The 13,982-nt window shown below is 63.8% G+C and carries 14 protein-coding genes; 12 read left to right on the plus strand and 2 right to left on the minus strand.

Features of this window, described 5'->3' with window-relative positions; translation table 11 throughout:
- Window positions 1–38: 38 nt before the first annotated feature.
- Window positions 39–689 (plus strand): TetR/AcrR family transcriptional regulator, encoded by a 651-nt coding sequence (locus VF672_RS21475; protein WP_331106641.1) that lies wholly within the window; start codon window positions 39–41, stop codon window positions 687–689.
- 39 nt (window positions 690–728) lie between these two features.
- Here the strand turns inward: VF672_RS21475 and VF672_RS21480 are convergent, their stop codons facing one another.
- Together VF672_RS21480 and VF672_RS21485 are read right to left on the minus strand one after the other, a co-directional pair.
- On the minus strand, window positions 729–3,422 hold the full coding sequence (locus tag VF672_RS21480; RefSeq protein WP_331106643.1) for a beta-glucosidase: 2,694 nt from the start codon (window positions 3,420–3,422) through the stop codon (window positions 729–731).
- 56 nt (window positions 3,423–3,478) lie between these two features.
- The gene (locus VF672_RS21485) at window positions 3,479–3,730 is read right to left on the minus strand and encodes a hypothetical protein (RefSeq protein WP_414705644.1); all 252 of its coding nucleotides are present in this window, start codon (window positions 3,728–3,730) and stop codon (window positions 3,479–3,481) included.
- 603 nt (window positions 3,731–4,333) lie between these two features.
- On the opposite strand from VF672_RS21485, the gene gspE reads away from it, so the two are divergent.
- The 11 genes from gspE to VF672_RS21540 form a co-directional block, all read left to right on the plus strand.
- A complete protein-coding gene (gene gspE, locus VF672_RS21490) occupies window positions 4,334–6,052 on the plus strand; it encodes a type II secretion system ATPase GspE (RefSeq protein WP_331106645.1) in 1,719 nt (572 codons plus the stop codon).
- Window position 6,053: 1 nt separating this feature from the next.
- The gene (gene gspF / locus VF672_RS21495) at window positions 6,054–7,268 is read left to right on the plus strand and encodes a type II secretion system inner membrane protein GspF (protein WP_331106647.1); all 1,215 of its coding nucleotides are present in this window, start codon (window positions 6,054–6,056) and stop codon (window positions 7,266–7,268) included.
- Between the two features lie 73 nt (window positions 7,269–7,341).
- Window positions 7,342–7,770 (plus strand): type II secretion system major pseudopilin GspG, encoded by a 429-nt coding sequence (gene gspG, locus VF672_RS21500; RefSeq protein WP_331106649.1) that lies wholly within the window; start codon window positions 7,342–7,344, stop codon window positions 7,768–7,770.
- Between the two features lie 8 nt (window positions 7,771–7,778).
- Window positions 7,779–8,216 carry a GspH/FimT family pseudopilin gene (locus VF672_RS21505; protein ID WP_331106651.1) on the plus strand — a complete coding sequence of 146 codons (438 nt, stop codon included), beginning with the start codon at window positions 7,779–7,781 and terminating at the stop codon, window positions 8,214–8,216.
- A 2-nt stretch (window positions 8,217–8,218) separates the two neighbouring features.
- Window positions 8,219–8,593: a type II secretion system protein gene (locus VF672_RS21510; RefSeq protein ID WP_331106668.1), complete on the plus strand. Its 375-nt coding sequence runs from the start codon at window positions 8,219–8,221 to the stop codon at window positions 8,591–8,593.
- Entirely contained in the window at window positions 8,590–9,234 is a 645-nt protein-coding gene (locus VF672_RS21515) for a prepilin-type N-terminal cleavage/methylation domain-containing protein (protein ID WP_331106653.1), read from the plus strand. The genes VF672_RS21510 and VF672_RS21515 overlap by 4 nt, the downstream gene beginning before the upstream one ends.
- The gene (locus tag VF672_RS21520; RefSeq protein ID WP_331106655.1) at window positions 9,231–9,953 is read left to right on the plus strand and encodes a type II secretion system minor pseudopilin GspK; all 723 of its coding nucleotides are present in this window, start codon (window positions 9,231–9,233) and stop codon (window positions 9,951–9,953) included. Before VF672_RS21515 ends, VF672_RS21520 begins: the two co-directional genes overlap by 4 nt.
- Window positions 9,950–11,005, plus strand: coding sequence for a type II secretion system protein GspL (locus VF672_RS21525; RefSeq protein WP_331106657.1), 1,056 nt, complete (start codon window positions 9,950–9,952; stop codon window positions 11,003–11,005). The genes VF672_RS21520 and VF672_RS21525 overlap by 4 nt, the downstream gene beginning before the upstream one ends.
- Complete coding sequence (gene gspM / locus VF672_RS21530; protein ID WP_331106659.1) at window positions 10,980–11,648, plus strand: type II secretion system protein GspM; 669 nt, start codon at window positions 10,980–10,982, stop codon at window positions 11,646–11,648. Before VF672_RS21525 ends, gspM begins: the two co-directional genes overlap by 26 nt.
- The gene (locus tag VF672_RS21535; RefSeq protein ID WP_331106661.1) at window positions 11,645–12,181 is read left to right on the plus strand and encodes a type II secretion system protein N; all 537 of its coding nucleotides are present in this window, start codon (window positions 11,645–11,647) and stop codon (window positions 12,179–12,181) included. Before gspM ends, VF672_RS21535 begins: the two co-directional genes overlap by 4 nt.
- Window positions 12,165–13,982, plus strand: a 1,818-nt coding sequence (locus VF672_RS21540) for a secretin N-terminal domain-containing protein (RefSeq protein WP_331106663.1), incomplete at its 3' end; no start/stop codon positions are given. The genes VF672_RS21535 and VF672_RS21540, both read left to right, overlap by 17 nt.

The following is a 13,982-nucleotide window of genomic DNA, read 5'->3' on the forward strand; positions in this document are numbered from 1 at the left end:
TCGGTAGGGCTTTATTTGAATCAACGAGACAAGGTGTTATGACAGACGACGAATCAGGGAATGACTCGCCCGAGGTGGCTTCGCCGAAACGGCGCCGAGCGCCCAAGGGCGAAATGCGTCGTGCCGCCTTGCTCGATGCGGCCACCGTGGTCTTCGCCCGCAACGGCTATTCCAGTGCTTCAATGAAGGATGTCGCCCAGCTTGCCGGCATCACCACGGTAGGCCTGCTTCATCATTTTCCGAACAAGGAAGCGCTGCTCAACGCGCTGCTGGAACGGCGTGATCAGCGGGTGGTGTCGCGGTTCAGTGAGCTGACCATGGAGATGACGCTGGAGGGGTTCATCAAATTCGTCAGGATGAGCATGAGTTTCAGCGTCCAGGACGCTGCGGAGTGCCAGGCGGCGATGGTGCTGAATACGGAAAGCCTGGCCGAGGCGCATCCGGCCTTCACCTGGTACAAGACACGCTTTCACATCACCCACGAGCATGCGCGTGGGCATCTTCAGGCATTGATCGAGGCGGGAGAGGTGCGGCGTGACATCGATGTGAAAGGACTCGCCCAAGAGATGTTTTCAGTCATGGACGGTGTGCAGATCCAGTGGCTCAGGGCCCCGGAGGAGGTCGACGTGATGGCCGTATTCGATGGCTACCTGCGCCGTTTGAAAGCAGATCTTCAAGCCCGTCCCTGAGCCTGAAGTGGTTGGCTGATTACCGGTCGGGCGACCGAATCAGTAGGTTTGCGACGCGCTGACCTGCACGGCCTTGCGCAATGGCAGCGGCAGCGGGTTGCTGTCGCGGGTGGTCAGGTGTTCCGGGAACAGCGTGATCAAGGTGCGATCCAGCGGCAGGTCTTCGGAGTCCGGTCCTACGAGAATCTTGAACTTGCCCGCGTCCACATCCCAGCTGTCGGTCTTCTCGACGTAATACGCCAGCGAGCGCGAATCGATCGGGATGCTCACGGTCTTGCTCTCACCCGGTTGCAGGTAAACCTTGGTGAAGCCCTTCAGCTCTTTCTCGGGACGGTCAACCGCAGGGTTGTTGGGGTGCACGTACAGCTGCGCCACTTCGAACCCAGCCTTGTCGCCTGTGTTGGTCACCTTGAACGTGACATCAACGGTGCTGCCCGGCGCCATGACGTTGGTCGAGAGTTTCAGGTCGCTGTAATCGAACGTGGTGTAAGACAGGCCGTAACCAAACGGATAAAGCGGCTTGGCGTGCTTCTTGTCATAACCGCGATAGCCCAGGTACAGGCCTTCGCTGTACGTCATTTCAGTCAGTGCATTGTCGCCACGGTAGGCGGCCGGATCCGAATACGAGGCGTAGCTCGGATTGTCCTCGATCTTCTTGTCGATGGTGATCGGCAGCTTGCCCGACGGGTTGACCTTGCCGTACAGAATCTCGGCCAGGGCCTGGCCGCCTTGCTGACCCGGGAACCAGGCTTGCAGCGATGCACCGACCTTGCTTGCCCACGGTTGCATGTCCATCGAACCGCCGCCGTGCATGACCACGATGGTGTTTGGGTTGGCCTTGGTGACGTAGCTGATCAACTCCGCTTGTTGATCAGGCAGCTCGAAACCGTGGTCCGAACCTTCGCCTTCGTGCTCATAGTTCGAGCCCGTGGCGATGACGACCGCGTCATATTTCGACAGATCCTTCGGTGGGCGCAGCGCCGCCCAGCTCATTTGCACGCCGGTGACGCCACCCAGCGCAGGGATGAAGTTGCCCTGGACGCGTTGGTACTCAAGCTTCACCGAGTAGGATTTGCCAGCGACCAGTGCTGCGGTTTTACCTGATGTGGTCAACGCGTTGACCACGTCGCCGGAGTAAGGTACGCCGTCGCTCTGCAGGACCAGCTCATCATTGACCCACAGTTTGTACGGGCCGTCCGCGCGGACCTTGAACACTTGTGCGCCAGAGACCGTCGGCTTGATGGTCGCCGTGTAGCGTGCCGAGAACGCGCCGGGGGTCGGGCTGAAACCTGATACGGCGGTGGTGCCCGCATTGGTTTCGTTGGTGCCGGTGGTCCAGTTGAGGTTCACGCCAGGCTCGACGCGGGTCACCGCCGGGCTACCGGAGAAGCTGGTGTTGGCGAAGTATTCGGCCTTCACGCCGGCGTTATTCACGTTATTGCTGCCAACGGCCGGCTGATACCAGGCAGAGGCTTTCGGATTGAGGCTCAGCTCGGGCAGGTACGTGACGTTCGCACTGCTGGACGCCAGTTGCTGCAGGCCGCTCAGCTCGGTGACGTAGCTGTTGGGCGGCGAGTTCGCGGTGCCGAACGGCGACCCGGGCGCCTGGTATGCCCAGTCACCAATCACAGCGATTTTGGCCGTGCGGTCCAGAGGCAGCAGCGGCTTGCCTGCGGCGGTTTTTTCGTTGCGCAGCAGCACGATCGACTCACGGGCGGTGTTCAGCGATGCGCGCTGACCATACTCGGGGTGGTCCAGGGTCGTTGCGGTGTTGAGGTTTTCCTGGAAGTCGTAGCTGACGATGGCGCGAAGGTTACGCTTGACCTTGTCGTCGATGACGTTCTGGCTCAGTTGCCCGCTCCACACGTACGGCATCAGGTTGGCTTCGGTGAATTGCAGGCCCGACGGCATGTCGATGTCGGTGCCGGCCCACGCGCCTTTGAACGCGTTATGAATCGCGTTGAAGTCGCTGATGACGGTGCCCTGATAGCCCCATTCACCCTTGAGCACGTCAGTGATCAGGTGGTGGTTTTCGCAGGCGTAATCGCCATTGATCTTGTTGAACCCGCACATGATCGACGCGACGTTGGCGTTCTTCACCATCGATTCGAAGCCCGGCAGGTACAGCTCACGCAGGGTGCGTTCATCTACGACGACGTTGAGTGCCTGACGGTTGGCTTCCTGCTCGTTGGCCAGGTAATGCTTGCCGCTGGCCTGTATGCCTTGCGCCTGAATGCCGTTGACCACGGCCGGCGCCAGCACAGCGCCGATGAACGGGTCTTCGCCGCTGGCGTATTCTGCCGAACGACCGTTGTACGGCGTGCGGTAGAGGTTGACGCCCGGGGACAGCATTTGCTGACCGCCGGAGATACGCGTTTCGTAGGCAATCGCGAGGCCGAATTCCTTGGCGCGGTTGATGCTCCAGGTCGCCGCGAGGGCCGACTGCGATGGGTACTGTGCACCGAAGGTGGCGTTGTTGACGTGTACGCCCATGGAGGAGTCATACGCGACGGTGCCCTTGATGCCCCACTTGAGCAGCGATGGAATCATGTGACCGTCGTTGACGCGGGTGAAGTTGATCTTCTCGGACTGATTCATGTTGTCCAGGATCGAACTGACCCGGGCTTCCACGGCGTTCCCGGTGGCGGGCGTGACTGCCGCCAGCGCCAGGTTGGCTTGCAGAACGCCAAGGGACAACAGGCTCAACGCCAGGGTGTGTTTGAAAGCAGACATCGGGAATGCGCTCTGTGGTCGCTGACGGAGGCCGGACGGCGGGGTGCGTGGGTCGGTCATGGCTTTTGCACCAGCGCCGGGGCATCACCGGTGTCGACCGGAGCGTCTAGCACGGTGGAGGAGGATTGAGTCGTCGGCACGGCGACCTTGTCGACGCCGGAAAGCTGCTCGCGCTGTTTTTCAACATGGGCACGAACGGTTTCGGCCGAGTTCGACGTTTGAGTGGACGTTGAGTCCGCTGCAACCGCCGCAAAACTGCAGGCGCCAAAAAGCACGACGCTGCAAACAGACAGCAAGGGTCTATTCATCGATTGTTTCTCGATTGAGTGTGTGGAATTAAATAAACGCGCAAACCCGCCTCGAGAGAAGAGGGCGAACAGTAAGTCCGGGGAATCTACTGATTAGTTCAGCGTTTGCAAGATTATTTTTTAAATGACTACCGGTGATCGAAAAAAGGCGAGCTGCAGAGGTGGGTGACGCCTGGGCGAGGGGCGGCAGTCGAAAGACAGTCCGCGCTTTTGCACAATAAAACACCATCTAATGGCGTATAAACGCTATAGGAATGGCGTTTAAGTCTATAAATCAGCCGATAATTGCCATATGGAAAACCTAATTGCTATTAGGTTTAGCTTGCTGGTAAGCTTTCTCGGCGCTGAGTAACGCTTGGAAAATCAGACGACCGCATAGCCGCCTTAGTTGCCGACGAACCCTTGATAGTTAAGGCGGTTTATGGCGTTCGCTTATGCGTGGTCCGTTCGTTAGTTGCGCTCAATAGTTAACCTTGTGTGCGGTCGATGCCATTGAATCAAGATTCAATGGCAAAGCAATTGTGCGCGCACTTATAAAGTGGCTTTCATGCCGTTGATTAAACAACCTTCACCCGCTGATCATCATCCAGAACATTAACCACCATGCCGTTAACCCCGCGCGACGCCAGACAACTGCAGATTCCGGACGCCGGGCAGGTGTGCGCGTGGCTGTCAGCGAACGCCGGGCTCAAGGCGCTTGACCTGGAGCGGGCCCGGCGCCTGGTGGCCGAGTCCGAAGGCTCCGGATTGCTGGCGCTGCTGACCCGTCTGGGGCTGGTGTCGGAAACCGAGATGGCCCGGGCCTGGGCGGCGCTGCTGCACACGCCCTTGCTGGCGCTGGACGCAGCGGCCGACATGATCGATCCCTTGCCCGCTTTGACCGAGCGCTTCATGCGGCATTTCCAGGTGGTACCGCTGGCGTGGCGCGAAGACGGTCTGCACGTGGTCTCGGCCAACCCCAGCGAGGGCTACGCCTTTGAAGCCATCGCCTATTGCTGTCAGGTACCGGTGTGGCTGTCGATCGGTTCGCGCAATGACGTCGACACCCTGATCGAGCGCTATTACGGTCAGGGTCGCAGCGCAATCGGCACACTCATTGAATCCCTGGACGACACCCACGGTTCGCCCGAAGACATCGAGCACCTGAAGGACCTTGCCTCCGAAGCGCCCGTGATACGGCTGGTCAACCTGATCCTGCAACGCGCTGTCGAGCAACGCGCCTCGGACATTCACATCGAGCCGTTCGAAAGCCAGCTCAAGGTCCGTTACCGCATTGACGGTGTGCTTCACGAAGCGGAGGCACCGCCGTCCAGTTCATCGGCAGCAGTGATTTCCCGGCTGAAAATCATGGCGCGACTGGACATCGCCGAACGTCGTTTGCCCCAGGACGGCCGCATCATGCTGCGCATTCAGGGCAAAGAGCTGGACCTGCGGGTGAGCACCGTGCCGACCAGTTTCGGCGAGTCGGTGGTGATGCGCTTGCTTGACCGCCAAACCATCCAGTTCGACTTCCACAGCCTGGGTTTCGACGGCGAGCGGCTTGACGCTTTTCTGGCGGTGCTGGAACGCCCCCACGGCATCCTGCTGGTGACCGGCCCCACTGGTTCCGGCAAGACCACCACGCTGTACACCGCGCTGTCGCGGCTCAACACCGCCGAGCGCAAGATCATCACCGTTGAAGACCCGGTCGAGTATCAACTCGAAGGCATCAACCAGATTCAGGTCAAGCCGGCCATCGGCCTGGACTTCGCCGGGGCGCTGCGCTCCATCGTCCGGCAAGACCCGGACGTGATCATGATCGGCGAGATGCGAGACCTTGAAACCTGCCGCATCGCCATCCAATCCTCGCTGACCGGCCACCTTGTGCTTTCCACCTTGCACACCAACAGCGCCGCGGCGAGTATCACGCGCTTGCTGGACATGGGCGTCGAGAGCTACCTCATCGCCTCGACCGTCAACGGGATTCTCGCCCAGCGTCTGGTGCGGCGCCTCGATCCCCAAACCCGCGAAGCCTTCGAGCCGCCGCAGGCGTTGATCGATGAGCACGGTCTGGAGCGTTTCACCGACGAGCGTCCCATTGTGCTGTACCGCCCGCGCACCGATGCGCCCGGGGGCGGTTACCGCGGCCGCAGTGCAATCACTGAACTGCTGGTGATGAACGAAGAATTGCGCGGCCTGCTGATGAGCCGTGCCGATGCGTCGACCCTGGAGCACGCCGCACGCCGCGCCGGATTGCGCACCCTGCATGAGGAAGGCCTGCGCCAGGCGGTGGCGGGGATTACCTCGCTGGAAGAAGTCCTGCGCGTGACCCGAGGCGAATGACATGAGCGCGTTCAAATACCGCGCCCTGGACGGGCAGGGCGATCAGCAGCAAGGCTTGCTGGACGCCGCCGACCGCGACACGGCCATCGCCTTGCTGCAAAAGCGCGGGCTGATGGTGCTGCAGATCGATCCCTCCAGCACGGGTGGCCTGCGTCAGGCCCTCGGGCGCGACGCGCTGAGCGGCGCCGCACTGATGAGCTTTACCCAGCAACTGGCAACCTTGCTCGGCGCCGGCCAGCCTTTGGAACGCTCGTTGACCATTTTGCTGCGCCAGCCCGGCCAGGCCCGGCGCCAGATTCAGACCCGCGCGCTGATCGAGCGCATTCGCGAGCAGGTCAAGGCCGGCAAGCCGCTGTCGGTGGCGCTGGAAGAAGAGGGCCGGCAGTTTTCGCCGCTGTACATCAGCATGGTCCGCGCCGGCGAGGCGGGCGGTGCGCTGGAAAACACCCTGCGCCAGCTCAGCGAGTACCTGGAACGCAGCCAGATGCTGCGCGGCGAAGTCATCAACGCGCTGATCTATCCGGCATTCCTGGTGGTCGGCGTACTCGGCTCCCTGGCGCTGTTGCTCGCCTACGTGGTGCCGCAATTCGTGCCGATCTTTCGCGACCTGGGCGTGCCGATCCCCTTCATCACCCAGGCGATTCTCTGGCTGGGGCAATGCCTCAGTGACTACGGGTTGATGCTGCTCGCGGGCAGCGTCGCGCTGATCTGGGCCGTCGCCCTGCGGTCGCGCGATCCACAGCGCCGCTTGCGACGTGACCGGAGGCTGTTGCGCATGCGTGTGCTCGGGCCGTTGCTGCAGCGCATCGAAGCCGCGCGTCTGGCACGCACGTTGGGCACGTTGTTGAGTAACGGCGTGGCGCTGTTGCAGGCGTTGGTGATCGCACGTCAGGTGTGCAGCAACCGGGCCTTGCAACGGCAGGTGGAGCAGGCCAGTGAGTCGGTCAAAGGCGGCGGCACGCTGGCCAGCGCCTTTGGCGAGCAACCGTTGTTGCCGGACCTGGCCCTGCAAATGATCGAGGTCGGCGAACAGGCCGGCGAACTGGACACGATGCTGCTGAAGGTAGCCGACGTGTTCGACGTCGAGGCCAAACGTGGCATCGACCGCATGCTGGCCGCGCTGGTGCCGACCCTGACGGTGGTCATGGCGGCGCTGGTGGCAGTGATCATGCTCGCCATCATGCTGCCGCTGATGAGCCTGACCAGCAATATCTGAACCTCTGAATCGCTCTAATCCGGGCCGCGACACGGCCCCATCATCCGCTCCTTTGAACCCGAGAACCGAACCGATGCGCCGTCCACCGTTCACTGTTGCAAAACGCCGCCAGCGCGGCTTTACCCTGCTGGAGATGCTTGCGGTTATCGTGCTGCTGGGCATCGTCGCGACCATCGTTGTGCGCCAGGTGGGCGGCAACGTCGACAAGGGCAAATACGGCGCCGGCAAGGCGCAGCTGGCGAGCCTCGGCATGAAGATCGAAAGCTACGCGCTGGACCTGGGCTCGCCGCCCAAGAACCTGCAGCAACTGGTCGACAAGCCGGCCAACGCACCGGGCTGGGCCGGGCCGTACGCCAAGCCGTCGGACCTCAAGGACCCGTTTGGTCACGGCTTCGGCTATCGCGCCCCGGGTCAGCACGGCGCGTTCGATTTGATTTTCTACGGCCAGGACGGTCAGCCGGGTGGCGAAGGCTACAACGCCGACCTGGGCAACTGGGAGTAAGCGGCAGCATGAACGCGCCTGCGCCAAGCCGTGGTTTCACCTTGCTGGAGATGCTGGTGGTTATCGTCTTGATGAGCATCGGCATCGGCGTGGTCGGGTTTGGCTTGCACAGGGGCTTGCAGCAGGCTGCCGATCGCCAGTTGCTCGGGCAGATGGTGCAGGCGCTGAGGACGACGCGCAGCGCGGCGATTATCAGCGGACAGCCGCGCGAGACATTATTCGACCTCGGTCATCGCACATTTCAGGCGCCCGGCAGACCGCCGCAACAATGGCCGGCCGAGGTCGGCGTGGAGCTGAACACGGCGGCGGGTCTGGATGCTGCGTTCGCGTTCTACCCGGACGGCAGCTCCAGCGGTGGCAACCTGGTGGTGTTCCAGGGTGAGCGGCGCTGGCGCATCGACATCGGCTGGCTCACCGGCGGCGTCAAGGGCCACGCCCTTCCATGAACATTCCTGCACGTCAGACCGGTTTTACGCTGCTGGAAATGCTCGCCGCGCTGGTGATCATGGCCCTGTGCAGCGGCGTGCTGTTGATGGCATTCGGGCAGAGCGCGCGGTCGTTACAGCAGGTAGACCGTGCGGACCGGCTCAGCGAAGCAGCCCGTTCGGTACTCGACGAACAGACCCTCGGCGTCTTGCAACCGGCGCACAGCAGTGGCGTGACGGACGACGGCATTCAGTGGGCCATGGGCGTCTCGGCGTTACCCACCGACGCCGGGCAGCCGCGCCTGTTACGGGTGGAGCTGAAGGTGAGCGAAGGCCGGCGTCAGGCGCGCTTCAGCACGTTGCGCCTGGTGAGCGCGGCGAAGGTGGGCGCGCCGTGAACAGGCATCAAAGCGGTTTCACCCTGCTGGAAATCCTGATCGTGCTCAGTCTGCTGGCGGTGCTGCTGACCCTGGTGGGCGGCGCCCTGGTCGGCGCCAACCGCGCAGTGCTCACCGCCGATCGCTACACCACAGGCCTGGATGAGCGACGTGCGGCTCAAGGCTTTTTGCGTCAGGCCATCAGCCAGGCGCTGCCGCTGGATCTCGCAGAAAACGATCATGGCGGCGCCGGACTGTTCGTTGGCTCCGCGCAGCGCATGCAGTTTGCGGCGGCCTTGCCCGGCAACCTGGGCGGCGGCATCCAGCAACACACGCTGGAACTGAGCGGCCCGCCATTGGACCGTCGCCTGCAGATTGCCTTCGCCCAGGTGCAAGACAACGTGTTGCGGGCGTGGGGCGAGCCTCAAGTGTTGCTGCATGGCGTGCGCGATCTGTCGTTGAGCTATCGCGGCACGACGCCCGAAGGTGTGCCGACGGGCTGGATCGATCAATGGCCGTGGCCCAATCGCTTGCCACGCGCGGTGCGTGTCGCGGTGCAGATGGACGGCGCTGTGCGGTGGACCGGCGAAGTGATTGCCCTGCGCCTTGATCTGTCAGGGGGGGCCGGCGGCCGCGCGTCAGGCGCGGGAGGCGCGCCATGAACCGGCAGCGCGGTGTCGCCTTGCTGCTGGTGCTCTGGGCATTGGCAACGTTAAGCCTGCTGCTTGGCGGGCTGGCCGGTTGGGTGCAACTGGAAACACGCCAGGCGGCGTGGCAGCGCCAGCACACCCAGGCGCTGTTGGCGGCGCAGGCCGGCATGAACCTCGCGTTGCAGGCGCTGCTGGACGTGGATCACCGACCGCGCTGGATCGCCGACGGCCGCGGCGTGGCGCTGGCGTTCGACGACGCGCGACTGGTCGTGCGGGTCAGCAGCGAGCGCGGCAAGCTCGATTTGAATGCGGCCAGCGATGGTGACATCACCCGCGTCGCCCAGGCCTGCGGCGCTGATCGTGATCAAGCGACACGTCTGGGCCGGGCTTTACAGGCACGTCGCAACGGCAGCGCCGCGCCGTTGCGGGTGATCGAAGAATTACGCCAGGTGCCAGGCATGACCCAGGCCCTGTACGAGCGCCTGGCGCCGCACGTGACGCTGTGGAGCGGACTGGCACGTCCGGACGCCGCGTTTGCCTCACCGTTGCTGCGCAGCGCCTTGAACCTGCCGCAGCCGATCGCCATGGGCGCTGACCCTGGCAGCGTGTTGAGCATCGACAGCCAGGCGCAGCTGCCGGGTGGCGTGATCGCCCGGCTCCAGACCACCGTTCTACTGTCTCCATCGGAGGATAACGCTCAGCCGTATCGGGTGCTGCGTTGGCAAGAATGAACTCACTTTTTTCCGTCCCGGCACCGATTCGCGCCCATGTGACGAACCTTGAACATCGCTGGCAAGGCAGTGCGGCGCAGCGGTTCTGGCAGCTGTGGCTGGCCGAATTGCGCGGTTGCGTGCCCGCGGGTTTGCGCCAGCGCTTCAGTGCGCAGACACCCGTGCAAATACATCGTTGGCCGATCACCGCGCCGCTGCCTGTGGCGCCGGCCGGGGTGCGTCATGTGCTGCTGCTTCCGGCGGCGTCGGTGATGGTTCATCGCCTGCAATTGCCGGTGGCGGCGGCGCGGGACCTCAACGCGGTGCTCGGCTATGAGCTGGACAAGTACACGCCGTATCCCCGTGATCAGTTGTGCTACGTCGTGCGCGAAGACGGGCGCAGCGCGGGCGGGTTGCAGATCACCCTGATAGCCATTGTCCGCGAGCGTCTGCAGCAGATTCTGGCTGACTGCGCGGCCCATGGCCTGACGTTGCAGGGCGTGGACGTCTGCGCAGACGACGGTACGCCGTGGGGCGTTGATCTGCTTCCCGAGTCCGCTCGTCCTGTGAATCGGCGCGCCGGCGTTGACCGGCGTCGGCTGCTGGCCGGGCTGTGCGCCGTGCTGCTCGTCACCCTGATGGTGCTGTGGTTGAACGACCGGCAGCAGCGGCTGCAAGGCATGCGCGCCACGGTGCAGTCGCAGAAAGGCGAAGTGGCGGCGTTACAAAGCCTTCGCCAGCAATTGACCAACAGCCTCGGTGCTGCCCAGTACCTGACCCGGCACAAGGCCGCGCGCCCGGGCATGGCCGCGCTGCTCAGTGAACTGACCGCCTGCCTGCCCGACGACACCTGGCTGGAGCAACTTGAAATCGACGCGGGCGATGTGTCGTTTTCCGGGCAGAGCGTGCGCGCCAGTGCACTCATTGGCCTTTTAAAGGATTGCCACAGCCTGGAGAACCCGCAGTTTCAAGGGGTTATTCAGCCCGACGCCGACAGCGGCAAAGACCGCTTTTCGCTGCACGCACGCTTGCACCAGGAGGCCGCCGATGCGCCGAACCCTGACACCCCGTGAGCTGACACCCCGTGGACGCCGCGGCGCTGCACTGATCCTGCTCGCGCTGATGCTGGCCGCAGGCTATTGGCTGTTGATCGACAGCTGGTTTGCCGGCCCGTTACGCGACATTGCCGAGGAGACCGGGCAGCTCACGTCCCGGCAGCAGCGTTACGCCAGTCTGCTGCTGCAGCGCGAAAGCCTGAACGCCGCGCTGGAAACGGCCAGGCAGGACCCGGCCAGCGGCGCCAGTCTTCTGCCCGGCGAAGACCCGAGCGCCGTGGCGGCTGATCTCATGCAGCACGTCGCTGACCTCATTAGCGCACAAGGCGCCAAGGGCGGCGGCTGCACGCTGACCCAACGCATGCCGATCACCCCGGAGCAGGACGGCAGCGAGCCGTTTCGTCAGGTCAAGGTCAGCGTTTCCCTGACGTGCGCCATTGAGCCGCTGATGGCCGTCCTGCACGCGCTGGAAACCCAGCGGCCGTTGCTGTTCATCGACCACATGAGCGTGCGCCGCGCGACCGGTGCGCCGGGCAAAGGCGGGGCAGGGGGGCTGATGGTGCAACTGTTGGTTCGCGGCTATTTGCAGCCGGTTGCGGTTCAGGCCGTCGCCGAACAGCCCGCCGTCGAACAGTCTGCCTCAGCACAGGCCACCCCATGACCCACGTTGCACGTATCGCCGAGCGCTGGCTGATGGCGTTCATTCTTGCCGCGCTGGTGCTGATCGCGCTGGTGCTCAACGGCGCCTGGCAGTCGGCCGACTGGCTGCCGGCCCAACCGGATTCGCACCAGGCGATTATGGCGAAAACGGCCCCGTTGACGCACGTCGAGCTGTCCAGCCTTGCCAATGCCTGGCAGACCCCGCTTTTCAGCGTCGAGCGCCGACCGGACCTGCAGCAGACGGCCAGCCAGGCCGCGTCCAGCCTCAGTGGCCTGGCCCTGACCGGCGTGCTGCTCGACGGCACGGTGCAGCTGGCTTTGATCAAACCGGCCACCGGCCCCGGCCTGAAGGTTCGACTCAACGACACACTGCCCAACGGCTGGACACTGCGCGCGATCAGCCCGTCCAGCGCCACCTTCGAGCTGGGTGAGCGCAACGAAACCCTGACTGTCCGGCGCCTGCGACTGCCTGCTCCGTCGACCCAACCTCCGCTTTCCCTTTCCCGTGAAGACCTCCATGAAACTGCCCCGTAATCCTTCCACGCGCCGAGCGCGCAACGCCACGTCCGGCGCTCATCCCGACAATCATCCACTCGCAACGTTGCGTTCGCCGTGGCTGTGCCTGGCCGCTGCCGTCGCCTTGAGCGGCTGTGCCACCGCGCCGACTACGCTGGAGCCGGACAACGGCATGCTGCGCGAGGCGCTGGACGGCACCGGAAGCCAGCGTCGAGCGGTTGATCCGGGCAGCCAACGGTTGCCCGCCGAGCCTCAAACCAGTGCCGCGGACAACTCGACGCCAGGCACCGGCACCCGGCAAATCATTCGGGGCACGCAGCGTTTTGTGAAAGCCCCGGCCGCAGGCGCCGCAACGCCACGCCCAGCTGAGGGCGACATCGTCTTCAATTTCGCCAACCAGCCCATCGAAGCGGTGATCAACAGCATCCTCGGCGACATGCTCCACGAGAGCTACACCATTGCCCAAGGGGTGAAGGGTGAGGTGAGCTTTTCCACGTCCCGGCCGGTGAACCCGCAGCAGGCACTGTCGATCCTGGAGACGCTGCTGTCGTGGACCGACAACGCCATGATTCGCCAGGGCAACCGCTACGTCATCCTGCCGGCCAGTCAGGCGATTGCCGGCAAGCTGGTGCCGGAAATGGCCGTGGCCCAGCCGTCTGCCGGGTTGTCGGCACGGTTGTTCCCGCTGCGCTACATCTCCGCCACCGAGATGCAGAAGCTGCTCAAACCCTTTGCCCGGGAGAACGCGTTTCTGCTGGTGGACCCGGCGCGCAATGTGCTCAGCCTGGCGGGCACCGCTGATGAACTGGCGAACTACCAGCAGACCATCGACACCTTCGACGTCGACTGGCTGAAGGGCATGTCGGTGGGCGTGTTCGGGCTGCAACGCGCCTCGGTGAGCGAGCTGATGCCGGAGCTGCAGAAACTGTTCGGACCGGACAGCGGCATGCCCCTGGCGGGCATGGTGAGGTTTTTGCCCATCGAACGGACCAACTCGGTGGTAGCGTTCTCGTCGCAGCCCGAGTACCTGAATGAGGTGGGCACCTGGATTCACACCATCGATGAGGGCGGCGGTAACGAGCCGCAGTTGTACGTGTACGACGTGCGCAACATGAAGGCCACGGACCTGGCCAAATACCTCAAGCAGATCTACGGCACGGGCGCAGTGCGGGAGGAGGCCGCCGCCAAAGTCGCACCCGGTTTGCGCACGCGGTCGATGTCGTCGCTGACGGGCGGCACGTCCGGTAGCACAGCCGGCGGTCTCGGTTCAGGCAACGGGCTGGGAGGCGGCACCGGTTTGGGCGGCAGCAACCAGACCACTACCGCCACGGATGACGAGCAGGAGCAAGACAACGACGCCGGCAGCGACGCCAGTGCCGACGACAGCGGCAGCGCGTCATCGGGCACTGCCGCCACGGGCAGCGGGCAGAAAGGCCTCGACTCGGCCACCCGCATCTCGGCGCAGAAAAGCAGCAATCAGTTGCTGGTGCGCACACGGCCCGCGCAATGGAAAGAGATCGAGGCGGCGATCAAGCGTTTGGACAACGCACCGCTGCAAGTGCAGATCGAAACGCGGATTCTCGAGGTCAAGCTCACCGGCGAGCTGGATCAGGGTGTCCAGTGGTACCTCGGGCGCCTGGCCGGCAATTCCGCCAGTACCACGGTCGCCAACACCGCTGGCAGTCAGGGAGCACTGGGCGGAGGCGGGGCCGGGCTGGGTTCGACCGATTCGTTGTTTTATTCCTTTGTCAGCACCAACCTGCAAGTGGCGATTCATGCGCTGGAGACCAACGGCCGCACCCAGGTGCTGTCGGCGCCG

It is taken from the genome of Pseudomonas sp. (genome assembly GCF_036387035.1).
Classification (GTDB): Bacteria; Pseudomonadota; Gammaproteobacteria; order Pseudomonadales; family Pseudomonadaceae; genus Aquipseudomonas.

What these genes read in the sequence shown, in the direction of transcription:
- VF672_RS21475 (WP_331106641.1), top strand. Translation starts at nt 39, where the DNA reads ATGACAGACGACGAATCAGGGAATGACTCGCCCGAGGTGGCTTCGCCG.
- VF672_RS21480 (WP_331106643.1), bottom strand. Translation starts at nt 3,422, where the DNA reads ATGTCTGCTTTCAAACACACCCTGGCGTTGAGCCTGTTGTCCCTTGGC.
- VF672_RS21485 (WP_414705644.1), bottom strand. Translation starts at nt 3,730, where the DNA reads ATGAATAGACCCTTGCTGTCTGTTTGCAGCGTCGTGCTTTTTGGCGCC.
- gspE (WP_331106645.1), top strand. Translation starts at nt 4,334, where the DNA reads ATGCCGTTAACCCCGCGCGACGCCAGACAACTGCAGATTCCGGACGCC.
- gspF (WP_331106647.1), top strand. Translation starts at nt 6,054, where the DNA reads ATGAGCGCGTTCAAATACCGCGCCCTGGACGGGCAGGGCGATCAGCAG.
- gspG (WP_331106649.1), top strand. Translation starts at nt 7,342, where the DNA reads ATGCGCCGTCCACCGTTCACTGTTGCAAAACGCCGCCAGCGCGGCTTT.
- VF672_RS21505 (WP_331106651.1), top strand. Translation starts at nt 7,779, where the DNA reads ATGAACGCGCCTGCGCCAAGCCGTGGTTTCACCTTGCTGGAGATGCTG.
- VF672_RS21520 (WP_331106655.1), top strand. Translation starts at nt 9,231, where the DNA reads ATGAACCGGCAGCGCGGTGTCGCCTTGCTGCTGGTGCTCTGGGCATTG.
- VF672_RS21525 (WP_331106657.1), top strand. Translation starts at nt 9,950, where the DNA reads ATGAACTCACTTTTTTCCGTCCCGGCACCGATTCGCGCCCATGTGACG.
- gspM (WP_331106659.1), top strand. Translation starts at nt 10,980, where the DNA reads ATGCGCCGAACCCTGACACCCCGTGAGCTGACACCCCGTGGACGCCGC.
- VF672_RS21535 (WP_331106661.1), top strand. Translation starts at nt 11,645, where the DNA reads ATGACCCACGTTGCACGTATCGCCGAGCGCTGGCTGATGGCGTTCATT.